Raw genomic sequence first — 22,977 nt, 5'->3', positions numbered from 1 at the left:
CTCTTCCGGAGCCTTGTCGATCTGGTCGTAGGCCGTGAACGTCGCCCCGCCCGTCTCCGCAAGCACCTTGGTGATCGCCGCTGTCAGGGACGTCTTGCCATGGTCGACGTGTCCGATCGTCCCGATATTGCAATGCGGCTTCGTGCGCGAGAATTTTTCCTTGGCCATTGCCGTGCTCCTTTAGAGAGTTCGTTTACCCAAAACGTTCGTGAGATCAGGCGTATTTCGCCTGGACCTTCTTCGATTCCGCCTCGGGCACCTGTTCGTAGTGATCGAAAAGCATCGTGTAGCTGGCGCGGCCCTGCGTGCCGGACCGGAGCTGGTTGACGTAGCCGAACATGTTGGCCAGCGGCACCATGGCGTTGATGACCACGGCGTTGGCGCGCATGTCCTGGCCCTGGATCTGGCCACGACGCGAGTTCAGATCGCCGATGACGAAGCCGGTGTATTCCTCCGGCGTCACCACTTCGACCTTCATGATCGGCTCGAGCAGAACCGAGCCGCCCTTCTGCAGGGCCTCACGGGTCGCCGCGCGGGACGCGATTTCGAAGGCGAGAACCGACGAGTCGACGTCATGGAAGGCGCCGTCGATGAGAGTCGCCTTGAGATCGACGACCGGGAAGCCCGCGAGAATGCCCGACGTCGTGACCGAGGCGATGCCCTTGTCCACGCCCGGGATGTATTCCTTCGGAACCGCGCCGCCGACGATCTTCGACTCGAACTCGTTGCCGGCGCCGGCCTCGTTCGGCTCGTAGATGATCTTGACGCGGGCGAACTGGCCCGTGCCGCCCGTCTGCTTCTTGTGCGTGTAGTCGATCTCGACCTTCTTGCCGAGGCGCTCGCGATAGGCGACCTGCGGGGCGCCGATGTTCGCGTCAACCTTGTAGGTGCGCTTCAGAATGTCGACCTTGATGTCGAGATGCAGTTCGCCCATGCCCTTGAGGATGGTCTGGCCGCTTTCCTGATCGGTCGACACGCGGAAGGACGGATCCTCGGCGGCGAGCTTCTGCAGGGCGATGCCGAGCTTCTCCTGGTCCGCCTTGGACTTCGGCTCGATCGCGATCTCGATGACCGGATCGGGGAACTCCATGCGCTCCAGAATGACGGGCTTCTGCATGTCGCAGAGCGTGTCGCCGGTGCGGGTTTCCTTGAGGCCGGCGAGCGCGACGATGTCGCCCGCATAGGCTTCCTTGATGTCTTCGCGATTGTTCGCGTGCATCAGCAGCATGCGGCCGATGCGCTCTTTCTTGTCCTTCGTGGAGTTCAGAACGGTCGTGCCCGACTCGATCTTGCCCGAATAGACGCGCGCGAAGGTGATGGTGCCGACGAAGGGATCGTCCATGATCTTGAAGGCGAGCATGGAGAAGGGCTCGCTGTCCGACGGATTGCGGACCATTTCGGCGCCCGTGTCCATGTCGACGCCCTTGATCGCCTCACGATCGATCGGCGACGGCAGGAAGTCGACAACGGCGTCGAGCAGGGGCTGCACGCCCTTGTTCTTGAAGGCCGAGCCGCAGAACACCGGATGGAACACAATGCCGCGAACGGCCTTGCGGATGAGCGTCCGCAGCAGATCTTCGCTCGGCTCCACGCCGTCGAGATAGGCGGCCATGGCGTCGTCATCGAGTTCGACGGCGGCTTCGATCAGCGCCGTGCGATATTCCTTCGCCTTGTCGAGCAGGTCGGCCGGAATCTCTTCGTCGTGATATTTGGCGCCGAGACCCTCGTCTTCCCAGACGACCGCCTTCATGCGGATCAGGTCGATGATGCCCTTGAAATTGTTTTCCGAGCCGATCGGGAGCTGCACGCAGACCGGACGGCCGCCGACGCGCGTCTTGATCTCTTCCGCGCAGCGGAAGAAGTCGGCGCCGATCTTGTCCATCTTGTTGACGAACACGATGCGGGGCACATTGTATTTGTCGGCCTGGCGCCAGACGGTTTCCGTCTGCGGCTCGACGCCCTGGTTGCCGTCGAGAACACAAACCGCGCCGTCGAGCACGCGCAGCGAACGCTCGACCTCAATGGTGAAGTCGACGTGGCCGGGCGTGTCGATGATGTTGAGGCGCTTGCCGTTCCAGAAGGTCGTCGTCGCGGCGGAGGTGATCGTGATGCCACGCTCCTGCTCCTGCTCCATCCAGTCCATCGTCGCGGCGCCTTCATGCACCTCGCCAATTTTGTGGCTCTTGCCGGAGTAATAGAGGATGCGCTCCGTCGTCGTCGTCTTGCCGGCGTCGATATGCGCCATGATGCCGAAGTTGCGGTAGTCCTCGATCGGATGCGAGCGGGCCATAACGAATGTCCTCGTGTGAGCTTCTACGACGCCTTACCAGCGATAATGCGAGAAGGCGCGGTTGGCTTCCGCCATGCGATGGGTGTCTTCGCGCTTCTTCACCGCGGCGCCGCGGTTGTTGGAGGCGTCGAGCAGTTCGGCCGACAGGCGGTCGACCATGGTCTTGTCGTTGCGCGCACGGGCCGCGGTGATGATCCAGCGGATGGCCAGCGCCTGACGGCGCTCGTTGCGCACTTCGACCGGCACCTGATAGGTGGCGCCGCCGACGCGACGCGACCGGACCTCGATGGCCGGCGCGACATTCTCAAGGGCCGTCTTGAAGACGCCCAGCGGATCGCTCTTGGCCTTGGCCTCGACCTGGTCGAGGGCGCCGTAGACGATCGCTTCGGCGACCGACTTCTTGCCGTCGTACATGATGGAGTTCATGAACTTCGCGAGAACGATGTCGCCAAACTTGGCGTCTTCGATGACTTCGCGCTTTTCCGCCCGGTGACGTCTCGACATCTTTGTCTCCTTGCTTCGGCCGGATTACTTCGGACGCTTCGCGCCGTATTTCGAACGGCGCTGCTTGCGGTCCTTCACGCCCTGCGTGTCGAGCACGCCGCGCAGAATGTGGTAACGAACGCCCGGAAGATCCTTGACGCGGCCGCCGCGGATCATGACCACCGAGTGCTCCTGAAGGTTGTGGCCTTCGCCCGGAATATAGCCGATCACCTCGAAACCGTTGGTCAGGCGCACCTTGGCGACCTTGCGAAGGGCCGAGTTCGGCTTCTTCGGCGTCGTCGTGTAGACGCGCGTGCACACGCCGCGTTTCTGCGGGCAGGCGCCAAGATGGCGGGCCTTCTCGCGATACGTCTTCGGGTGACGCGGCTTGCGGATCAACTGGCTGATCGTCGGCATCAAAAAGTCCTTCGCTTCGCTACTATCGCGAATGGCGGATGTTCGGGTGAACCCATTGGCGCAGCTTCTCGGAAGACGCGCAAACGAGCGAAGCGCCGATGGCCGTAAGCCAAGGCGCTCCTGACGCAGAGGACCCCGGGAAACCCGGGATCGTGCCTTCCTGTCCGTCGCCGCGAAAGCGACGGGATGAAAACCAAGGCGGCTCGGGGAGCCAGCCTGAATTGGCGGTCACAGGCAAGGCGACAGCGTTTAAGTTCGAAAGGTCGCGAGCGAGGCGCTCATCGACGGCATGAACTTACGGCCTGTCGAAAGTGGGCGGAACCTAATCGCGGGGAGGCAGGCCGTCAAGCGCAGATTCAGCGTCCGTCAGGAAAAAATTAGGCGCCCTGTGAATTGGCTCCGGCTTCCGGCGACTGTTTCACAGGAGCGCGGCCAACGCCAGCAGCGCCACCGAGGCCGTCATCGCGGCCGTCGCGGTCCAGCCGAGCGTGAGCAGCCAGCGCGGCGCGACATGCGCGCCCATGGCCTCCGGGTTCGACGCCACCAGCATCATCGCGGCGAGAAAGGGCGGCGCGATCAGGCCGTTGAGGAGCGCGGCCCAGATCAGCAGCTTCATGGCCGCGACCGCCCAGAAGTCGATGGCCGCGCCGCCGAGCGTGGCGGCGATCAGAATTCCGTAAAATCCTGGCGCCCCGGTGAAGGGCTTCTCGAGGCTGAAATCGCCGCCGAAGACTTCGCTCGCCGCATAGGCGGCCGACCCCGCGAGGACCGGGATCGCGAGCAGCCCCGTTCCAATGATACCCAATGCGAAGAGGGCAAAGGCGAAGTCGCCCGCGACGGGCCGCAGGGCTTCGGCCGCCTGCGCCGAGGTTTCGATATTCGTCACGCCATGGGCGTTGAGCGCGGCGGCGGTCGAGAGCATGATGAAGAAGGCGACCACATTGGAGAGAAAGGCCCCGACGCCGGTGTCGATCCTCAGACGACGCAACTCTCCCGCCGCGTTTCCGGTCTCCCGCAGCGGGCCGTTGTCGGCCAGGCGCATCTCCTCGATTTCCTGCGCCGCCTGCCAGACGAAGAGATAGGGGCTGATCGTGGTCCCGAGCACGGCCACGAGCATCATCAGCGAGTCACGCGAAAGGGCTTGCGACGGCCAGACCGCGGCGCGCAGCGCATGCGGCCAGTCGACCGGCGCCGCGAAGGCCGCCGCCACATAGGCGAACAGCGCCAGCGTCGACCAGCGCAGGAAGGCGGCGTAGCGCCGGTAGGGCACGGCGACTTGCGCCAGGAGGCTCAGCGCGCCGGCCGCGAGCGCGAATCTCTGCTCCGCGCCGCCCAGGAGCAGCGACAGCGCCTCGCCGACCGCCGCCAGATCGGCGGCGATATTGGCGACATTGGCGATCATCAGCAGAGCGACCAGCCCTTGGGCGACGCCTCGCGGCAGGTGGCGGCGGACATTGGCGACGACGCCGGCCCCGGTGGTGCGGCCGATTCGCGCGCTGACGAGTTGCACCGCGAGCATCAGCGGCGTCGTCAGCGCCACCGCCCAGAGCAGGTCATAGCCGAATCGCGCCCCCGCCTGCGCATAGGTGGCGACGCCCGAAGGATCGTCGTCCGCCGCGCCGGTGACGAGGCCGGGGCCCAGCAGCCGCAACCAGCCGCCAGCCTTGGATTTCACGCGCTGTAACAAGGAGGCCTCGCTTGCGCTCTTTGGTCGCAAACCGACGGACTCGGTTCCGCTCGCAAAAGCCGCTAAAAGGCTCCAGCGGCGCCAACCGCGTCGAAGGGTTACATAGGGAGAGAGAGCAAAAATGAGCCATGTCGCGCATGAACTGCACGAAGAGTTCCCGGAAAAGGCCGAGGCCATTCATGCGCTGAAGGCCGGCAACGCGCATTTCGCGCGCATCGCCGAAGAGTATCACACGCTCAACCGCTCGATTCACCGCATGGAGACGAATGTCGAGCCCGTGGACGACGCCACGCTCGAGGACGCCAAGAAGAAGCGCCTCGCGCTCAAGGACGAGATCGCGGGCTTCCTCGGCTGAGGCGCAATCTGATCGAGGCGCGGTCCTGCGCCTCCCTTCGTTAGCCTCTCCCCAGGCGGGGAGAGGGTGGCGGCGACGGGCGAAGCAAGGGTTGCATGCCCCCTCGCCCGAAAGCTCAGCCCGTTCGGGCCAGACGGGCAAGCTCGGCCAGCGCCGCCTGCGCCTCCTCCGGGCTCTTGACCGGCGCCGCGAAGAAGACGCGCGCGGTGGCGTCGCCGCTCACCAGATCGAGCCCCTCCGGATCGACGCCGCTCGCCCGCCACTGTGCGGATTTGGCGCCGGCAAATTTCTCCGCACAGAGCGCGAGCGCGTCGGCGTGATCCGCATTGATCCGCCCGACAATCTCGGCCTCGGCGGCTAAAAGGGCTTGCGCGCCGCTCAGATCGGTGAGCAACGCCTCGGGGCCGAAATCCGCGGCGCGGGCGAAGCCGCCGTTGAGATGCACGGCCTCGATCTCCGCCCGCCAGAACGAAAAGTCCGGAAAATCCGCGTAGAGCTGCGCCTTGGGATTGCGCGCCAGAAACCGCGCGCGCGCCGTGGGGCTTTGCGAGCGGGCCGCCGTCGCGACAAGTGTGAGGCGGGGGTGCGCCAGAGGGTCGCCTCGCCCGCCTTGCGCCAGAAGCAGCGAGCACCGGCCATCCCGTTCGAGATTGCCGGTATGATGCGCGAGCTTCGAGAGCAGCAGGATCGGCGCGCCGTCGAAATCCGTGGCGATGGCGGTGAGCGTGGCAAAGGGCGCGCCGGAGGGCGTCAACGTGGCCAGCGTGGCGGTGCGGATCGCGCGCAAAAGCTGCTTGGACTCGGCCACGGGATGGAAGTCCGGGTCTTGCCTGGGATCGCGCGGCGGCGCGGACGCCTTGTCTATCGTCATGATTTCGCCTGCATTTCAAACTCAAACCGCCATCGGGGTCGCAATGGCTGACGAATGTGTATATAAGAGAGGCAGGAGGCTGTCGCAGGCACGGACGCCTCTCTCATGCGCATCAGGCGTTTTTGGCCGCTCGAAGGGCCACATTTCAGCCGCGATGGGCCGGGACTTTCGACGGCCCAGCTAGCCCGCGAGGTCGCCGAGCGACTGAACGACCGTGCGCCACGATCAGGCAAACGCCGGCGCTGCAGTGGCCAAAAGGCGCCGCAGCCCGCCAGTCGCGCCCATCGCCGCCAACAAAGCAAAGGGTGATCATGCCGACCATCGCTCTCGTCGACGACGATCGCAACATTCTCACCTCGGTGTCCATCGCGCTCGAGGGCGAGGGCTACCGGGTGCAGACCTACACGGACGGCGCCCAGGCTCTCGACGGGCTGCGCGCCAATCCGCCGGACCTCGCCATCTTCGACATCAAGATGCCGCGCATGGACGGCATGGAGCTTCTGCGCCGTCTGCGCCAGAAGTCGGACCTTCCGGTGATTTTCCTCACCTCCAAGGACGAGGAGATCGACGAATTGTTCGGCCTCAAGATGGGCGCCGACGATTTCATTCACAAACCCTTCTCGCAGCGCCTCCTGGTCGAGCGCGTCAAGGCGATCCTGCGCCGCGCCAACCCCAAGGAAGCCGCCGCGCAGAAGGAGACCGAGGCCAAGGTTCTGGAACGCGGCCTGCTGGTGATGGACCCCGAGCGCCACACCTGCACCTGGCGCGGCGATCCCGTGGTGCTGACCGTCACGGAATTCCTGATCCTGCAATCGCTCGCGCAGCGTCCCGGCGTGGTGAAGAGCCGCAATGCGCTGATGGACGCGGCCTATGACGATCAGGTCTATGTGGACGACCGCACCATCGACAGCCACATCAAGAGGCTGCGCAAGAAATTCAAGGTGGTCGACAATGATTTCGAGATGATCGAAACGCTGTACGGCGTCGGCTATCGCTTCAAGGAAATGTAAGACGCGCGGAAGATGAGCGCATCCGAGAGCGGCGACATTCTCGCGGAGAAGCCGGCGGAGTCTTCCGCCGACGCCGCCGCATTGCGCCTGTCGCCCGAGCCGCCTCTGCGGCCCGCGCGACGGGCGACGCGCACGCTGAGCGTGCGGTTGCGGCGGCTGTCGCGCACCGCGCAGTCGCATCTGTCCTCCTCGCTGACCCGGCGCATCGTCGTCCTCAATCTGGGCGGGCTGGTCGCGCTGCTCGGCGGCTTCCTCTATCTCAACCAGTTTCGTGAAGGCCTGATCGACGCGCGCGTGCAGAGCCTTCAGACGCAGGGGGAGATCATCGCGGCGGCCGTGGCCGCGTCGGCGACGGTGGATACGGACGCCATCACCATCGACCCGGAAAAGCTTCTCCGGCTCGCCCCCGGCGAAAGCACGAGCCCCGGAGAAGGTCAGCCGGCGCTTGAATTTTCGCTCAATCCCGAGCGTGTCGGGCCGCTCCTGCGCCGCCTCGTCTCGCCGACGCGGCTGCGCGCGCGCATCTATGACCGCGACGGCTATCTTCTGCTCGATTCGCGCTCGGTCTCCGGCCGCTCGAACATCCTGCGCTTCGAGCTGCCGCCGACGAACCACGTCACGACGATCGACGCCTCCTCCTATCTCCAGAAGGCGCTCGACTTCCTGCGCCGCCTGACGCGGCGCCCGGAATTGCCGCTCTACGAAGACATCGGCATGGGCAATGGCAAGACCTATCCCGAGGTCGCGAGCGCGCTCGACGGGCGCGCCCATTCGGTCGTGCGCGCCAACGCCAAGGGCGAGACCATCATTTCCGTCGCCGTCCCGGTGCAGCGGTTCCGCTCGGTGCGGGGCGCGCTTCTCCTCTCGACGATGGGCGGCGACATCGATGCGGTCATCGCCACCGAACGCTGGGGAATCATCCGCATCTTTCTTGTCTCTGCGGGCGTGATGCTGCTGGTGTCGCTTTTCTTCACCAATACGATCACCGAGCCCATGCGCCGCCTCGCGGAGGCCGCCGAGCGTGTGCGCCGGGGCGCCAAATCGCGTCAGGAAATTCCGGACTTCTCCGACCGCCCCGACGAAATCGGCCATCTCTCGGCCGCGCTGCGCGACATGACGACGGCGCTCTACAACCGCATCGAGGCGATCGAGCATTTCGCCGCCGATGTGGCGCATGAGCTCAAGAACCCGCTGACCTCGCTGCGCAGCGCCGTCGAAACCCTGCCGATCGCCAAGACCGACTCGGCGCGCGACCGGTTGCTCGCCATCATCAAGCACGACGTCGGCCGCCTCGACCGGCTCATCAGCGACATTTCGGACGCCTCGCGTCTCGACGCCGAACTGGCGCGCGCCGACATGCAGGACGTCGATCTTTCCAGGGCGCTCGTCACCATCGTCGACATCGCCCGCGCGGTGGAGCGCGGCGACGGCGTGACGATCGACCTGACCATCCGTCAGCGATCAGGGGATTTGCCGCGCGGACGCTGGCAGGTGCTCGGCCACGACTCCCGCCTTGGACAGGTCTTCAACAATCTGATCGACAACGCCCGCTCTTTCTCCAGGCCGGGCGGCGGCGTGCGCGTCTCTCTCTGGCCCGAACGCGCCAAGGGGCCGGGCGGCGCCGCGCTCGAGGGATACGAGATCATCGTCGACGACGACGGCCCCGGCATTCCCGAAGGCGCCTTCGAACGGGTTTTCGAGCGCTTCTACACCGACCGGCCCGAGCAAGGCTTCGGCCAGAACTCCGGCCTCGGCCTCGCCATCTCGCGCCAGATCATCGAGGCGCATGGCGGGCGCATCCGCGCGCTGAACCGCACCCTCGCCCACCCCGACGGCACGGACGAGCCGGAGCCCGGAGACACTGTGCTCGGCGCGCGCTTCGTCGTCTGGTTGCCGGCGGCGCGATGACCGCCGACGCCGCGGCGCGCGGCTCTATCCACGCCAACGCCGTGGCGCTTGGCGAAAAGGGGCTGCTGCTGCGCGGTCCCTCCGGCGCGGGCAAGAGCGCGCTGACGCTCGCGCTGCTCGCCCGCTTCGAGTCGCGCGGGGATTTCGCCCGGCTGGTGGGCGACGACCGCGTTCTGGTCGAGGCTCTGGGCGGGCGGCTGGTCGCCCGGCCGCACCCGGCGATCGCCGGCGTGATCGAAATCCGCGGCGCGGGGCTGTTACGAGTTCCTTACGAAACTTGCTGCACGCTGCATGGCGTGGTCGATATCGCCGCGCCGGGCGCGACCCCGCCGCGTTTGCCGGAGGAGGCGGAAAAAACCGTGACGCTCAAAGGGATCGTCCTTCCACGCCTTCAGGTCCGGGGTTGCGACGACGTCTCCGTTGCGCGAATCATGTTTTTCCTTCAAAGCATTACGACATTTTGAAGCGATGCCGCGCTTTTTGCTTGCCAATTTCGCCGCGACGCACAAAATGTCGCCCCTGCGGGCGCCTCGGCGAAATTGGCATGGGCGAGGCGGCTCCGCTTGTATATGCTGTCCGTCGGAGCCGAGGAGCGGCGGCGGGACTCGAGCCGGAAAACCGCATCGCGTATCGCGAGACGTCTTCATGAGTGGTAGGGTCTGATGATCGGAATGGTCTTGGTGACCCATGGCCACCTCGCCACGGAGTTTCGCGCGGCGCTCGAACACGTGGTCGGCCCCCAGAAGCAGTTGATCTCCATCTCCATCGGCCCCGAGGACGACATGGAGCGCCGCCGCACGGAGATTCTGGACGCCATTCACAGGGCCGACAGCGGCGACGGCGTGGTGCTGCTCACCGACATGTTCGGCGGCACGCCCTCCAATCTCGCAATCTCGGTCATGAATGGCGGGAAGGTCGAGGTGCTCGCGGGCGTCAATCTCCCCATGCTCATCAAGCTGGCCTCGGTGCGCGACTCGGCGACGCTCGAACAGGCCGTGCTTCAGGCTCAGGACGCAGGCCGCAAATACGTCTATATTGCCAGCCGGGTCCTCAATCCAAAGTGATTTTCAAACATGACCGACGCGCAGGAGCGGGGGGCCGAGGCGGGCCTTTCGCGTGAGTTTCCCATCATCAACCGAAAGGGCCTGCACGCCCGCGCCACAGCCAAATTCGTGCAGTGCTGCGAGAAGTTCGACGCGGAGATCACCGTCTCCAAGGATGGCGAGACGGTGGGCGGCAGTTCGATCATGGGCATTCTGACGCTGGGCGCCGGACAGGGCTCGTCCATCGTCGTGACCGCGGACGGGCCGCAGGCGGCCGCCGCGCTCGACGCGCTCGAAGCGCTCGTCGCCAACCGCTTCGGCGAAGACGAATAGCCCCCCGCCCGACGAGCGCTAGGCCGCCGCCGGGTCGGCCGAGTCGATCCAGTCGGCCCGCGCGCCAGCGTGCGGCGGCTCGAACAAACGCCAGCCGCCGCCCTGCGCCTTGGCTTGATAGAGTGCCACGTCGGCGCTCTTGAAAAGCGCCTGCTGATCGGCTCCATGGCGCGGCCCGAGCGCGCCGCCGACGCTCACCGCGCAGCGCACCGGACAGCCGTCCAGAATGAAGGGCGCCTCGAAACAGGCGACGATCCGCGCCGCCAGCAGCCGCGCCGACTCCGCGCATCCGACTTCCGTGGCGATCACCGCGAATTCGTCGCCGCCCAGCCGCCCGACAAAATCCGAGCCGCGCAGGGCGGCGCGCATGCGGCTCGCCGCCTGCGTCAGCAGCTCATCGCCGGCCGGATGGCCGAGGCCGTCGTTGATGGTCTTGAAATTATCGAAGTCGACGCAGAGCAGCAGGAAACTGCCGCCATGGCGGCGCATGCGCGCCAGCTCCCGCTCCATCGCGTCGATGAAGGCCAGGCGATTGGGCAGGCCGGTGAGCGGGTCGGTGCGCGCCTGACGCTCGGCGTCGAACTGGGCCAGGATGCGCGCCTTGAACGTCTCCGCCTCGACGCAGACGCCGCGCCCCAGCACGGCGAGGTAGATGCACAACACAACGGCGACGCGGGTGAAATCGGCGCCGCCAGACTTCAGCAGCGCCACCGCCGAGGCCAGCCCGACGGGAAGGGCGAAGGCGGCCGCGGCGAGGGGCGCCCGCGCCAGCGCGAAGGCCCCGCCGAACAGCATGCCGGCGGTCAGCGTCGCGATCATGAGCTGCGCGCCCGGCCGCGCCGGCTGAAAGAACAACAGGGGCGGCGCGGCCCAGAGCAGGCCCAGAAACAGCGCATAGACGATCGCGCGCCCGCCGGTCCGCGCCGCCTCCGGCGCCGCAGCGCGCCCCGCCCCCGGCCGCCGCCGCGCCCGCAGGTAGAGATAGCCGCAAAACAGCATCACGGCTTGCGTCCAGAGCGCCGCCTGCATGGCCATCGGCGTGTCGCGCAGCGTCGCGAACAGGGCGAAGGCGTTGCCGATATTCGCGACCATCATCCCCGGCGTGTGGCGGCGCAGGACGCCAAACTGCTCCTTGCGCCAGCTTGCGGCCTTCTCGGGGTCGCCCGGCTCGGCGACGATCTCCCTCAGCCGCGCAAGGACCGACACAGCGCCGTGAAAAATCGCATCGACCATGAACTTGCCTCCGAGGTGACGCCGGGCCAAGAGTCGATGCGCAAGCCTGCGCGGCGCTGACGGCCGCCCCTTGCGCGGCCGCGACGCGGCCTGTAAGCGCCTTCAAGCTGCACACTGGCGGGCGAGACGATGTCGGTCCTGAAAATCTATGCGCGCGTTCTCGGCTTGCTGCGGCCGGAGGCGCGGCTGGCCCTCATTCTGACGGGGGCCAATCTCTCTCTCGCCATCGCGCAATTCGCCGAGCCGGTGCTGTTCGGCAGGATCATCGACCGCATGACGCAGGCGCAGGCGCCCGGCCAGACGCTGACCTGGACCGACCTGCTGCCGCTGCTTCTCGCCTGGGCGGGCTTCGGCCTGTTCTCGATCGGCGGCGCCATTCTCGTCGGCCTCAACGCCGACCGCCTCGCCCACCGCCGCCGCCTCGCCGTGGTGTCGGACTATTTCGCCCATGTGCTGGCGCTGCCGCTCAGCTTCCACAGCAATGTGCATTCCGGGCGGCTGCTGAAGACGATGCTCGACGGCTCCTCGGCCATGGCGAGCCTGTGGCTCTCCTTCTTCCGCGAGAACTGCGCCTCCTTCGTCGCCCTGTTCGTGCTGCTGCCCGCGACAATGTTCCTCAACTGGCGCCTGGGCGGCCTGCTGATGATCCTCGTCGGGGTGTTCTATGCGGCGACGAGCTTCGTTCTGCGCCGCACCGAGACGCTGCAGGGCGCGGTGGAGCGGCACAGTTCCTCGCTGGCGGAACACGCCTCCGACGCGCTCGGCAATATTCCCGTGGTGCAGAGCTTTACCCGCATCGAGAGCGAGACGCTCGCTCTCAGGCGCATCGCCGAGGATCTTCTCGCCGCGCAGATGCCGGTGCTTTCGTGGTGGGCGCTGGTCGCGGTGGCCAGCCGCGCCTCCGCGACGCTGACCGTGCTCGGCATCTTTCTGCTCGGCGCCTGGCTGCATCTTCATGGCCTTGCCTCGATCGGCGAGATCGTCACCTTCACCAATTTCGCCACCATGCTGATCGGCCGGCTCGAACAGGTGGTCGGATTTGTGAACATCCTGTTCCAGCAGTCGGCTAAGATCGCCGAATTCTTCCAGGTGCTCGATACGCAGCCCAATGTCGCCGATCGCCCGGGCGCGCGCGACGCCGGGCGTCTCGCCGGCGCCGTGGCCTTCGAGAACGTCACCTTCTCCTATGACGGGCGCCGCAAGGCCGTGAAGAATGTGAGCTTTCTCGCCAAGCCCGGCCAGACCATCGCGCTCGTCGGCTCGACGGGCTCCGGCAAATCGACGACGCTCGGCCTGCTGCATCGCGTGTTCGATCCGGACGAGGGCGCGGTGACGATCGACGGCGCCGACATCCGCGACTTCACGCTCGTCTCGCTTCGCCGCAACATCGGCGTGGTGTTTCAGGAGCCCATGCTCTTCGCCCGCACGATCGAGGAGAACCTGCGCATCGGCAATCCAGAGGCGACCGACGCCGACATTGCGCGCGCGCTGGAGCTGGCGCAGGCGTCCGAATTCGTCTCGCGGCAGAGCGACGGGCGCGAGACGCGGGTCGGCGAGCGCGGCCGCTCGCTCTCCGGCGGCGAGCGCCAGCGTCTGTCCATTGCCCGCGCCCTGCTCAAGGACCCGCCGATCCTCGTCTTCGACGAGGCGACCTCGGCGCTGGACGCGACCACCGAGCGCCAGATCCAGAAGGCGCTCGACGCCGCCACGCGCGGCCGCACCACCTTCGTCATCGCCCACCGTCTGGCCACGGTGCGCAACGCCGATCACATTCTGGTGTTCGATCAGGGCGAGATCGTCGAAAGCGGCTCCTTCGAGTCGCTGGTCGCGAAGGGTGGACGCTTCGCGACGCTGGCGGCGGCGCAGTTCATGACCGAACCGGCGCCGCCGACCGCCGGCGGTCTCGAAGGCGTGCATGAGCCGACCGCGCCGCAGGCGCGCGCGGGGTAGACACCATCCCGGCGCACAAAACAAAAAAGCCGCGCCCTTTCGGACGCGGCCTTGAGTCGATCGAAAAGCGATCTCTTAGCGGATCACGTAAGGCAGCAGGCCCAGGAAGCGGGCGCGCTTGATGGCCTGGGCCAGTTCGCGCTGCTTCTTGGCCGAGACGGCGGTGATGCGCGACGGCACGATCTTGCCGCGCTCGGAGATGTAGCGGGACAGAAGGCGCGTGTCCTTGTAGTCGATCTTCGGGGCGTTGGCGCCGGAGAACGGGCAGGACTTGCGGCGGCGGAAGAAGGGACGACGGGGCGCGGTGCTCATTCGGCTTCTCCTTCAGCGCGGCCTTCCTCACGACGCGGACGACGGTCGCCACGGGGGGCGCCGCCCGGACCGCCACGGCGCTCGCCGCGGTCATCGTCCTCACGCTTGCGCAACTGCGCGGACGGACCCTCCTCCAGCTCCTCGACGCGCAGCGTCAGGACGCGAAGAATGTCCTCGTTGATGCTCTGCTGACGCTCCAGCTCGGCGATGGCGGCCGGCGGGGCGTCGATGTTCATGAGCGTGAAATTCGCCTTGCGGTTCTTCTTGATGCGATAGGCCAAGGACTTGACGCCCCAATATTCGACCTTGCCCACCGTGCCGCCCAGCGACGTGACGACGTTCTTGAACTGCCCGGTCAGCGTCTCAACCTGTTGGGGAGAAACGTCCTGACGGGCGAGATAGATGTGCTCGTAGAGAGCCATGATTTCGCCTTTCCGTTGCCGCGAGCCGTTCCGGCGCCAAGCCCTTCGAGCCAGTTGGAAAGGCTCGAGAGGAAGTGAGTTCGAAGGCGGAGACACGGGAAGGCGGGCGAACCCTCGCCCATGCGGGCGCTTCCGTTCAGCCCCCGGCCGGGAACGTCGCGATGCGCGCCTTATAACCGAGGCGGCGCAAGATGCAAGCCTGCGCGCGCCGCTCGGCGGCTCTCCCGCGACACCGGCGACCCTTGACTTGCCAAGCCCCGGTTGCAACCTTGGGAAAAATTCAACCGGGGAGCCGCGTTATGCAGCTTGGACCTGGCGTTTTCAGACGTCTGTTGCTTTTGTTGCCATTCTGCGCCGCGCTGATCAGCGCGGGCGCGCCAGCCGTCGCGCAGGACTTCGCCAACGGGCTTGTCGACGCGGTGACGGTCGACATCGTGAACCGCCGGCCCGTGCCCATCTACGTCGTCTTTTCGTCCCGCACGAGCCTCCCCGCGCAGGCCTCCTGGACCGCGAGTTGCCTGCGCTTCAACAATGAAGTGCGCATCTTTCCCGGCCAGACCTGCCGCGCCTCCGTGCCGACCAGCGTCGGACCCTCGCGCATCTGCGCCTCGGAGACGCCGACCGCCCCTGGCAAGTCGCCCAATTGCTACGACGCGCAGCGCACCAACCAGACGATCATCGACACGAATTTCTCGCTCGCCGCGGGCTGCTATCCCGGCCAGAAAGGCTGTGTCTGGTACAGCGTGAATGTCGCGCCCGCCAATTGCACGGACTGCGAATGGCAGGCGAACAATTGCCGGGATGAGGGCGGGCCCGCCTATAATCTGCCGGTGCGTCTCTCCTGCGCCGGATCGCCCTCCTTCACCTGCCGCGGGCCGGTCGCGCCCGTGGGCGCCTATGGGGCGAAATATCCCGCGAACTGCGGCGCCCCCTATGTCTATCCGAACTGCATCGGAGGAGTCACAGCGACCTGCCTGCAGGCCTATTTTTACCCCATGTCGGCCTCGGGGGCCTGCAAATATCCGGCGACCCTGCCACAACCCATCGCGCAATGCGCGCAGGGCCAGACGCTGCTCGTCAACTTCCTCGACGGCTACTGAAAATCGAAGCGTCCGTCGCCGGCGGAGGACGGCCCGATGGCCGCTGTGCGTCCTTGCCGGGGCCGGCGCGCGAGGCTATGTTCGCGCGCGAACGGCCCGGGGGAGCGCATGAAAAGCAGATTGGCGGTGATTCTGGCGCTTCTTGGCGTCACGCTGGCGCTCTCGGCCTGCGACAAATGCGGCGGCTTTCAGGAGATTCGCGTTCCCGAGATCCCGCACGCCTGCAAGGACGTCGCCGCGCGCTGAAGCGCCCACCGTCTCGTCAGTCCAGAGCGGCAGCGGGAGTCCTGCGTGTCGAAAGCCGATCTCTTCCTCGACAAGAAACGACGCGGCGAGAAGATCGTCGTCATCACGGCCTATGACGCTCCCACCGCCCGCATCGAGGCTGAGGCGGGCGTCGACATCATTCTCGTCGGCGACAGCGTGGGGGTGAATGTTCTCGGCTATGCCCATGAGCGCGAGGTGACGCTCGCCGACATGTCGCATCACATCGCCGCCGTGCGCCGCGGCGCGCCGGACATGTACATCATCGGCGACCTTCCCTTCGCCACCTACGACACGCCCGGGCAGGCGATCGCGAGCTCCCGCATCCTGCGCGACGCGGGCGCCGATTGCGTCAAATTCGAAGGCGCGCAGCCCGACGTCGTCGCCGCGCTGACGGCGGAAGGCTTCGACGTCTGCGGCCATCTCGGGCTCGAATCCCAGCATCAGGACGTGAAGCGGCGGCAGGGCAAGACCGCCGAGGCGGCGGCGAAACTCTTCGCCGACGCATTGGCGGCCGACGCCGCGGGCGAGATGTTTCTGGTTCTGGAGCTGGTGCCGCAGGAGCTCGCGGGAGCCATCACGCGGGCGGTGAAGGCGGCGACCATCGGCATCGGCGCCGGCCCGGAAACCGACGGCCAGGTGCTCGTCGTCAACGATCTCGCGGGCGTGACGGCGCGCGACTTCCGCCACAACCGGCGCTATGGGCGCATCGGCGCCGAGCTGCGCGCCGCCATCGACGCCTATTCGAGCGAGGTGCGCGCCGGCGCCTTTCCGGGACCGGAGCACGGCTTCCACATGGCCGAAGAGGAACGCGCGGCATTTGAGAAGCTCATCCGGGAGCGCGGCTGAGAGCCGAGGCTCAACGGGTTTTTCCAGGAGCGAAAGAGACTATATCTCAGCCAATCGCCGCGACGCGCATCTCTTCGAAACAGGCTCTCCAGAATGAATTCCCTTGAAAAGCCCGTCGGCCTTCTCGTCGTCAATCTCGGCACGCCCGACGCGCCGGACGTCGCCTCCGTTCGCCGCTACCTTGCGCAATTCCTTTCCGACCCGCGCGTCGTCGACCTACCGCGCGCCGTCTGGCTGCCGGTTCTCTACGGCGTCGTGCTCAACACGCGGCCGAAGAAATCGGCGCAGGCCTATCAGTCGATCTGGAACCACGACATCGGCGAGGGTCCGCTCAAGACCATCACGCGCCAGCAGGCCGAAAAGCTCGCCGCCTGTGGGCTCGATGGCAAGGCGCCCGTGATCGTCGATTATGCGTTGCGCTACGGCTCGCCCTCCATTTCTGCGCAGATCGAGGCGCTGATGGCGAAGGGCTGCGAACGCATCGCGCTGCTGCCGCTCTATCCGCAATACGCGGCCTCGACCAACGCCTCCGTGGCCGACGCGGCTTTCGCGGCGGTCAGTCGCATGCGCAAGCAGCCGGCGCTGCGCATCGGCGCCCCCTATTACGACGATCCCGCCTATATCGGGGCGCTGGCGGCCAGCGTCAGGCGCGCGCTCTCCGCGCTCGATTTCGAGCCGGAGGTCGTCCTCGCCTCCTTCCACGGCCTGCCGCAATTGCAGGTCGATCGCGGCGATCCCTATCGCAGCCATTGCGAGGCGACCTGGCGGCTGCTGCGCGAGGCGCTGGGCCTGTCGGAAGAGCGGTTCCGCCTGTCCTTCCAGTCGCGGTTCGGCCCCGCGAAATGGATCGGCCCCTATACGAGCGACGTGGTCGCCGAACTGGCGGCGTCCGGGATCAAGCGCCTGGCGATCGTCGCGCCCGGCTTTTCGGCCGACTGTCTCGAAACCATCGAGGAGCTCGGCGTCGAGATCAGGGACCTCTTTCTGGAGAAGGGCGGCGAGAAATTCGCCCGCCTGCCCTGCCTCAACGACAGCCCGGAGGGCATGACGCTCATCGAGACGCTGGCGCGGCGCGACCTCGCGGGCTGGGTCTGAACGGTCTCCCGCTTCGGCGCAAAAGCGCGCCAGGGCCTTTTGCCGCCAGAATCGGGGGGTAGAGAACGGGTCATGAAGAGATATCGCCCCGCCCTGACCGCCCTTTTCCTCGCTCTCGCCGGGTCCGCCTACGCCCAACAGGCCGCGCCCACGACGGGCGGCGCGCTGATCGGCGGCGTTTTCGACGCGCTCGGCCTGCGCAAACGGCCGACCAACGAGCCTGATTTCGTGCGTGAGTCGCGTCCGGCGCAAATGGATTATGTTCCGCTCGCGCCCAAGCCGGAAAGCCACCGCAAGACGGCGGCCGAACTCCAGTCGGCGGGCGCATCGCTCGAACGGGCGGCGGCGGAAAACCGCCGCCGCGCCGCCCGCGTGAAGATTCCCGACTGAGCCGTTACGCGGCGTCCGGATGCGTGGGCGACATCAGCCGGCGCAGATAGAGCGCCGCCGCGCCGATCACGATCAGCATCCGCAGCGCCATGACGGTGAAACAGCCGTGATTTCTCTTCCTCGCGTCGCCAGCCATCTGAAAGACCCCAGCGCTTCCTGGACTGTGCGAGGTCGATCATGCCGGAGCGCGTCTGTTGCGGAGGTGAACGCGTGGTTAAAGCTTGTTAACCCTCGCTCTTGCCACCCGCCGGGAGAGGGGAAACGTCAGCCCCCGATCTCCTCGCGCTTGATCTCCAGCTCCAGCCATTCCTCCTCGGCGGCGGAGAGCGCCGTCTCCACGGCCGCGAACATCTCGCTCGCCTTGGCGAATTTGGCCGGGTCCCTGGCGTAGAGCTCGGAATCGTCCAGCAGCGCCTGCAATTTGGCGCGCTTGCCCCGCAGCTCCTCCATCTTCGCGGGCAGGGTCGCCAGCGCGTGCTGCTCCTTGAAGGAGAGCTTCGCCTTCGCCGGCTGGCGTTCCGCCCGCGCCTCCCGGACCGCCCTTTCCCTGGGCGCCTCGCGGACGGCGCCGTTCGCGCGCGCTTCGACGCCCCTGCCGCGCTGCGCCACCATGTCGGAATAGCCGCCCGCATATTCGAGCCAGCGCCCCTCCCCTTCGCTCACCAGCACGCTGGTGGCGACGCGGTCGAGAAAATCGCGGTCGTGCGAGACGACGATCAGCGTGCCGGGGTAGTCCGCCAGCATTTCCTCGAGCAGATCGAGCGTTTCGAGGTCGAGGTCGTTCGTCGGCTCGTCGAGGACGAGGAGGTTGGACGGCCGCGCCAGCGCGCGGGCGAGCATCAGGCGCCCGCGCTCGCCGCCGGAGAGCTTGCCGATCGGCGTGCGCGCCTGTTCGGGCTTGAACAGAAAGTCCTTCATGTAGCCGACCACATGGCGCCGCTCGCCGTTGATCTCCACCATGTCCGAGCCGCCCCCGGTCAGCGCGTCCTGAAGCGTGGTGTCCGGCTTGAGGCTCGGGCGGCTCTGGTCGAGCGTCGCCATCTCCAGCCCCGCGCCCAGCTTCACCCGGCCGCCGTCCGGCGCGAGCTGGCCGGTCAGCAGATTGACGAGGGTGGTCTTCCCCGCGCCATTGGCGCCGACGACGCCGAGCCGGTCGCCGCGCAGCACGCGGGTGGTGAAATTGTCGATGATCACGCGCTCGCCATAGGACTTGCTGATCTTCACGGCCTCGATGACGAGCTTGCCGGAAATCTGGGCCTCGCTGGCTTCGAGCTTGACGTCGCCCGTGGGCATGACCCGGTCGCGGCGCTCGGCGCGCAGGCCGTGGAGACCCGCGAGGCGCTTCATGTTGCGCTTGCGCCGGCCCGAGACGCCATGACGCAGCCAGTGCTCCTCATTGGCGATCTTGCGTTCGAGCTTGTGCGCCTGCCGGTCCTCCTCCTCCAGCTCGCGGTCGCGCCAGGCCTCGAACTCGGCGAAGCCGCGCGAGAGATGCCGCGCCCGCCCGCGATCGATCCAGACCGTCTCGCGGGTGAGATCCTGCAGAAACCGCCGGTCGTGGCTGATGAGGACCATCGCCGACCGCAGCGCCGCGAGCCGCTCTTCGAGCCACAGAATGGTGGGGAGATCGAGATGGTTCGTCGGCTCGTCGAGGAGCAGGATGTCCGGCTCGGGGGCCAGCGCGCGGACGAGCGCGGCGCGCCGCCCCTCCCCGCCCGAGAGTTTCGCGGGGTCTTCCTCGCCCGTCAGGCCCAGCTCATTGAGCAGCGCGCGCGCGACATGCGGATCGTCGAGCGGGCCAAGCCCGGCCTCGACATAGGCGGCCGTGGTCGGGAAACCCGAAAAATCCGGCTCCTGCGGCAAATATCGCAGGCTCGCGCCCGGCTGGAAAAAGCGCTGGCCGGCGTCGGCCTCGATCTCGCCGGCGGCGATCTTGAGCAGCGTGGACTTGCCGGAGCCGTTGCGGCCGACGAGGCAGATTCGCGCGCCGGGCGCGACCGACAGATCGGCGCCGTCGAGCAGCGGCTTGCCGCCAAGAGTGAGCATGACGCCCTGAAGGGCGAGAAGTGGGGGCGGAGCCATTGCGCGGGGACCGGGTCTCGTGTCTTTGTGGAGGAGCTTTTTCCACGGCCCGGCGCGGTTTGTCACCGGGAATGTTCAAGGGAGGCCCTTTTGACCTTCACCCCCGAAGACGTCGCCGCCGGTCAGGCGATCTACACGCAGAACCTTCTGTCGGTCTACGACCTTCTCGTGCTCGGCGTCTCGAACCGCTTCATCTGGAAATGCCCGACGCCCCGACTCCTCGCCCATTACGACCGGCACATTTCCGCCAATCATCTCGATGTTGGCGTCGGCACGGGCTATTTCCTCGACCGCTGCTTCTTTCCCGCGCCGGAGCCCCGCGTGGCGCTGATGGATATGAACCCGAACGCGCTCGATTTCGCGGCCCGCCGCATCGCCCGTTACAAGCCCGAGACCCATGTTCGCAACGTGCTGGACGACATCCCGTTCGACGGCGAGCGCTTCGACTCCGTCGGCGTGAATTATCTGCTGCATTGCCTGCCCGGCGACATGGTCGCCAAGGCCCGCTGCTTCGATTCCCTGGCGCCGCTAATGAAGCCGGGCGCGATCATTTTCGGGGCGACGCTGTTGCAGGGCGGCGTGGAGCGCAGCGCCCCGGCGCGGGCGCTGATGAACTTCTATAACGCCAAGGGCGTGTTCTCGAACACCCGCGACGATCTCGACACTTTGCGCAGGGAGCTGAAGGAGCGCTTTGCCGACGTTTCGATCGAGGTTGTCGGGTGCGGGGCGCTGTTTTCGGGGCGGAGGCGGTAAAGGCCGCTTCCCGTCCCGAAGGATGCGAGCCATCCAAATCAGCTCGAAAAGCCCAGCGCCTTCCGCACGCGCGCCGAATAGCCATAGAGATCCGGCCTCTGCACCAGCCGCCCCATGTCGTCCACATAGGCGGTGAAATAGACGACATGCACCGGCAGGGGCTTGGGCAGGTTGATATAGCGCTCGCTCGCGCCGATCAGCCGCTTCACCCGCTCCTCGGACCATCCGCTGCCGGGGCCGAGCACGGCTTCGGCCAGCGCGAAGGGCTGGTCGACGCGCATGCAGCCATGGCTGAAGGCGCGATGCGACTGGGCGAACAGCCCGCGCGACGGCGTGTCGTGCATGTAGACGGCGAAATCGTTCGGAAACAGGAATTTGATGCGGCCGAGCGCGTTCTTCTCGCCGGGAGGCTGGCGCACCACCATCTGCCCGTTGCGATAGGAGACCTGATACCCCTCCCCGACCCCGCCGTGCCACTCCTTCTGGATGATGGACTGCGGCACGTACCAGGACGGGTTGACGATGATTTCCACCATTTCGTCGGAGAAGATTGGCGTCGGCGTCTGCTCCTTGCCGACGATCACCCGCGCGCGGTGCGTCACGGCGCCGTAGCGAATGACCGCGAGCTCGAAATCGGGGATGTTGACCTCGATGCGCTCCTCGCCCATGTCGCGCGGCAGCCAGCGCCAGCGCTCCATATTGGCGATGATCTCGGCTTCCAGATGGGAGGTGGAGGGGCCGCCGAGCGTCTCCATGCGGCGCCGCCTCGATTTCGCCGGCGGCAAGGCGTCGGTCTGCGCCACGCCGTCCTCGACGGCCGCGAGCGTGTCTGTCAGCTCCGGCAGGCCGGCGCGATTGCTGCGCAGCTCGATGAGCTTCTCGCGCAACTGCACATAGCCGTAATGGGGCGGGTTGAAGCCCTGGAGCGTCTCGCCCGCGCGCTCGCCGGCGCCGGCGACCTCGGCCACCGCCTGCCCCGGATCGGGCAGCGTGGTCTTCGCGCCGATCAACCGCGACAGGCGCTCCGGCTGGAGCCGCGCGCCGCGCGCCTGCAGCGCATAGGTCGCGACCGCCTCGGACAGCGCCAGCTCCTGGGCGACGCTGGACTCGCGCTCGGTGGAGGGAATGGCCAGGGCGCGCAAGTCGAGGCCGTCCTCATTGGCGGCGCGCAGGCGCGAAATCGCCGACGCCGCGCTCTCGCGCCAGCCATGGGCGTCGGTCCAGAACGGGGCGAAGTGGCGCGACGCATAAACGGCCGCGATCTTCCCGCGCAGGGCGCGGCGGCCGGCGTCGCGCGCCGCCTCCGGCGCCGACGCCCAGTCCTGCACCGCCAGCGCCAGCGCACGCTGCTCGTCCGGCAGAAGAACCCAGGCCAGATCGAGCTCGTCCGCCGGGGCCGGCGCGACGCGCAGCTTCATCGCCGCGACGGCGACGACGGCTGGCGTCTCGGTCGCGTCGAGCGGAAGGGCGCCGGCCGGGAGCGGCTCGGCCGTCGGCGCTTTCGCGAGGCTGACGAGCGCGACGCCGGCGGGCGGCGCGAAGACGTCCGCGCGGCGCGGAGCCGCCTCGGCCGAGGCGGCGGCGAACACGGCGGCTGACAAGCAAAGCCGGGTAAGGAAAGCGCGAGCCTGCATGGCTGCCCTCGAAGGAAACGGACCACGGCGCGGTTTCATAAACCTGCACTGCTAAGGATATGGGCGTGCCGCCGCCGGTTGCGAGCCGCCTTGTCTGCCTGAAAATCTAGCGTGAGGCGGAGTGCTTGTGAATCCGCTCGGGAAAACTTGGCCATGCTCCGGTCCTAAAAAGATCGAGTGTTGCGCCAAAGACACAATCCCGGACGCCTTCGAGCCCGCGCGCGCAGACATGAGCTTCGGCCTTACGCCCCTTTCACAAAATGGCGGGAGCTCCTATATTCACTCTGCCGCTCTTCGGGGCGGCTATGGCGATAAACGAACATCGGAATAAACCATCCGGACCCGGGGGCGGTACCCGGCGCCTCCACCCCAGCCCGTGCGCCGCGCGGGCTGCGGCGGGGGCGAAACAGGATCGACGGGGGCGTAAAGGGTGCTTTTTCGCTCGGCATGATACCGCCGTTATCGGGTCAAACCTTATAGTTGCCAACGACAACTA

The 22,977-nt window shown here is 66.9% G+C and carries 25 protein-coding genes and 1 other RNA gene; 14 read left to right on the top strand and 12 right to left on the bottom strand.

The features are described from left to right. The 5 genes from ACR652_RS05565 to ACR652_RS05545 form a co-directional block, all read right to left on the bottom strand. Window positions 1-168 (bottom strand): GTP-binding protein (locus tag ACR652_RS05565; RefSeq protein ID WP_434505529.1); only part of this gene is annotated, 168 nt, incomplete at its 3' end. Between the two features lie 46 nt (window positions 169-214). Further along, window positions 215-2,290, bottom strand: coding sequence for an elongation factor G (gene fusA / locus ACR652_RS05560; protein WP_434505528.1), 2,076 nt, complete (start codon window positions 2,288-2,290; stop codon window positions 215-217). Window positions 2,291-2,323: 33 nt separating this feature from the next. Continuing rightward, a complete protein-coding gene (gene rpsG, locus ACR652_RS05555; RefSeq protein ID WP_281804693.1) occupies window positions 2,324-2,794 on the bottom strand; it encodes a 30S ribosomal protein S7 in 471 nt (156 codons plus the stop codon). Window positions 2,795-2,818: 24 nt separating this feature from the next. Next, window positions 2,819-3,190, bottom strand: coding sequence for a 30S ribosomal protein S12 (gene rpsL, locus ACR652_RS05550; RefSeq protein ID WP_026015930.1), 372 nt, complete (start codon window positions 3,188-3,190; stop codon window positions 2,819-2,821). Between the two features lie 418 nt (window positions 3,191-3,608). Continuing rightward, window positions 3,609-4,877 (bottom strand): NRAMP family divalent metal transporter, encoded by a 1,269-nt coding sequence (locus ACR652_RS05545; protein WP_434505527.1) that lies wholly within the window; start codon window positions 4,875-4,877, stop codon window positions 3,609-3,611. A gap of 121 nt (window positions 4,878-4,998) precedes the next feature. Between ACR652_RS05545 and ACR652_RS05540 the strand changes: the two genes are divergently transcribed. After that, a complete protein-coding gene (locus tag ACR652_RS05540; RefSeq protein WP_434505526.1) occupies window positions 4,999-5,232 on the top strand; it encodes a YdcH family protein in 234 nt (77 codons plus the stop codon). A gap of 115 nt (window positions 5,233-5,347) precedes the next feature. On the opposite strand, the gene ACR652_RS05535 is transcribed toward ACR652_RS05540, so the two are convergent. Beyond that, window positions 5,348-6,103, bottom strand: a complete 756-nt coding sequence (locus tag ACR652_RS05535; protein WP_434505525.1) for a HugZ family protein — start codon at window positions 6,101-6,103, stop codon at window positions 5,348-5,350. A 311-nt stretch (window positions 6,104-6,414) separates the two neighbouring features. On the opposite strand from ACR652_RS05535, the gene ACR652_RS05530 reads away from it, so the two are divergent. The 5 genes from ACR652_RS05530 to ACR652_RS05510 all read left to right on the top strand — a co-directional run bounded on the left by ACR652_RS05530 (window position 6,415) and on the right by ACR652_RS05510 (window position 10,397). Beyond that, window positions 6,415-7,113: a response regulator gene (locus tag ACR652_RS05530; RefSeq protein ID WP_434505524.1), complete on the top strand. Its 699-nt coding sequence runs from the start codon at window positions 6,415-6,417 to the stop codon at window positions 7,111-7,113. A 12-nt stretch (window positions 7,114-7,125) separates the two neighbouring features. Further along, a complete protein-coding gene (locus ACR652_RS05525) occupies window positions 7,126-9,021 on the top strand; it encodes a stimulus-sensing domain-containing protein (protein WP_434505523.1) in 1,896 nt (631 codons plus the stop codon). Then, window positions 9,018-9,485: an HPr kinase/phosphorylase gene (locus tag ACR652_RS05520; protein WP_434505522.1), complete on the top strand. Its 468-nt coding sequence runs from the start codon at window positions 9,018-9,020 to the stop codon at window positions 9,483-9,485. The genes ACR652_RS05525 and ACR652_RS05520 overlap by 4 nt, the downstream gene beginning before the upstream one ends. Before the next feature lie 198 nt (window positions 9,486-9,683). Next, a complete protein-coding gene (locus tag ACR652_RS05515) occupies window positions 9,684-10,085 on the top strand; it encodes a PTS sugar transporter subunit IIA (protein WP_434505521.1) in 402 nt (133 codons plus the stop codon). 9 nt (window positions 10,086-10,094) lie between these two features. Then, complete coding sequence (locus tag ACR652_RS05510; protein WP_434505520.1) at window positions 10,095-10,397, top strand: HPr family phosphocarrier protein; 303 nt, start codon at window positions 10,095-10,097, stop codon at window positions 10,395-10,397. 18 nt (window positions 10,398-10,415) lie between these two features. On the opposite strand, the gene ACR652_RS05505 is transcribed toward ACR652_RS05510, so the two are convergent. After that, window positions 10,416-11,630, bottom strand: a complete 1,215-nt coding sequence (locus ACR652_RS05505) for a diguanylate cyclase domain-containing protein (RefSeq protein WP_434505519.1) — start codon at window positions 11,628-11,630, stop codon at window positions 10,416-10,418. Between the two features lie 129 nt (window positions 11,631-11,759). On the opposite strand from ACR652_RS05505, the gene ACR652_RS05500 reads away from it, so the two are divergent. Next, window positions 11,760-13,580, top strand: a complete 1,821-nt coding sequence (locus ACR652_RS05500) for a glucan ABC transporter ATP-binding protein/ permease (RefSeq protein WP_434505518.1) — start codon at window positions 11,760-11,762, stop codon at window positions 13,578-13,580. A gap of 75 nt (window positions 13,581-13,655) precedes the next feature. Here ACR652_RS05500 and rpsR read toward each other — a convergent pair whose 3' ends face one another. After that, window positions 13,656-13,892, bottom strand: coding sequence for a 30S ribosomal protein S18 (gene rpsR, locus ACR652_RS05495; RefSeq protein WP_016917696.1), 237 nt, complete (start codon window positions 13,890-13,892; stop codon window positions 13,656-13,658). Further along, window positions 13,889-14,314 (bottom strand): 30S ribosomal protein S6, encoded by a 426-nt coding sequence (rpsF, locus tag ACR652_RS05490; RefSeq protein ID WP_434505517.1) that lies wholly within the window; start codon window positions 14,312-14,314, stop codon window positions 13,889-13,891. The genes rpsR and rpsF overlap by 4 nt, the downstream gene beginning before the upstream one ends. A gap of 299 nt (window positions 14,315-14,613) precedes the next feature. Here rpsF and ACR652_RS05485 point away from each other — a divergent pair, with 299 nt between their 5' ends. From ACR652_RS05485 to ACR652_RS05465, 5 genes are all read left to right on the top strand, one after another. Further along, window positions 14,614-15,414: a hypothetical protein gene (locus ACR652_RS05485; RefSeq protein ID WP_434505516.1), complete on the top strand. Its 801-nt coding sequence runs from the start codon at window positions 14,614-14,616 to the stop codon at window positions 15,412-15,414. A gap of 108 nt (window positions 15,415-15,522) precedes the next feature. After that, complete coding sequence (locus ACR652_RS05480) at window positions 15,523-15,660, top strand: hypothetical protein (RefSeq protein WP_434505515.1); 138 nt, start codon at window positions 15,523-15,525, stop codon at window positions 15,658-15,660. A 45-nt stretch (window positions 15,661-15,705) separates the two neighbouring features. Further along, window positions 15,706-16,527 carry a 3-methyl-2-oxobutanoate hydroxymethyltransferase gene (gene panB / locus ACR652_RS05475; RefSeq protein ID WP_434505514.1) on the top strand — a complete coding sequence of 274 codons (822 nt, stop codon included), beginning with the start codon at window positions 15,706-15,708 and terminating at the stop codon, window positions 16,525-16,527. Window positions 16,528-16,620: 93 nt separating this feature from the next. Continuing rightward, window positions 16,621-17,622 (top strand): ferrochelatase, encoded by a 1,002-nt coding sequence (gene hemH / locus ACR652_RS05470; protein WP_434505513.1) that lies wholly within the window; start codon window positions 16,621-16,623, stop codon window positions 17,620-17,622. Window positions 17,623-17,694: 72 nt separating this feature from the next. Beyond that, a complete protein-coding gene (locus ACR652_RS05465) occupies window positions 17,695-18,012 on the top strand; it encodes a hypothetical protein (protein WP_434505512.1) in 318 nt (105 codons plus the stop codon). Between the two features lie 4 nt (window positions 18,013-18,016). On the opposite strand, the gene ACR652_RS05460 is transcribed toward ACR652_RS05465, so the two are convergent. Both ACR652_RS05460 and ACR652_RS05455 read right to left on the bottom strand, forming a co-directional pair. Next, window positions 18,017-18,148: a hypothetical protein gene (locus ACR652_RS05460; RefSeq protein ID WP_434505511.1), complete on the bottom strand. Its 132-nt coding sequence runs from the start codon at window positions 18,146-18,148 to the stop codon at window positions 18,017-18,019. A gap of 128 nt (window positions 18,149-18,276) precedes the next feature. Then, complete coding sequence (locus ACR652_RS05455; protein ID WP_434505510.1) at window positions 18,277-20,094, bottom strand: ABC-F family ATP-binding cassette domain-containing protein; 1,818 nt, start codon at window positions 20,092-20,094, stop codon at window positions 18,277-18,279. A 90-nt stretch (window positions 20,095-20,184) separates the two neighbouring features. Here ACR652_RS05455 and ACR652_RS05450 point away from each other — a divergent pair, with 90 nt between their 5' ends. Next, a complete protein-coding gene (locus ACR652_RS05450; RefSeq protein ID WP_434505509.1) occupies window positions 20,185-20,847 on the top strand; it encodes a class I SAM-dependent methyltransferase in 663 nt (220 codons plus the stop codon). A 38-nt stretch (window positions 20,848-20,885) separates the two neighbouring features. Here ACR652_RS05450 and ACR652_RS05445 read toward each other — a convergent pair whose 3' ends face one another. Continuing rightward, the gene (locus tag ACR652_RS05445; protein ID WP_434505508.1) at window positions 20,886-22,481 is read right to left on the bottom strand and encodes a L,D-transpeptidase family protein; all 1,596 of its coding nucleotides are present in this window, start codon (window positions 22,479-22,481) and stop codon (window positions 20,886-20,888) included. Window positions 22,482-22,728: 247 nt separating this feature from the next. On the opposite strand from ACR652_RS05445, the gene ssrA reads away from it, so the two are divergent. After that, window positions 22,729-22,977: a transfer-messenger RNA gene (gene ssrA, locus ACR652_RS05440) on the top strand; the annotation flags it as partial.

The organism is Methylocystis sp., assembly GCF_051061225.1.
Classification (GTDB): Bacteria; Pseudomonadota; Alphaproteobacteria; order Rhizobiales; family Beijerinckiaceae; genus Methylocystis.
Note: the sequence above shows the minus strand (reverse complement) of the source record. Positions and strands in the feature narration are given on the sequence as shown.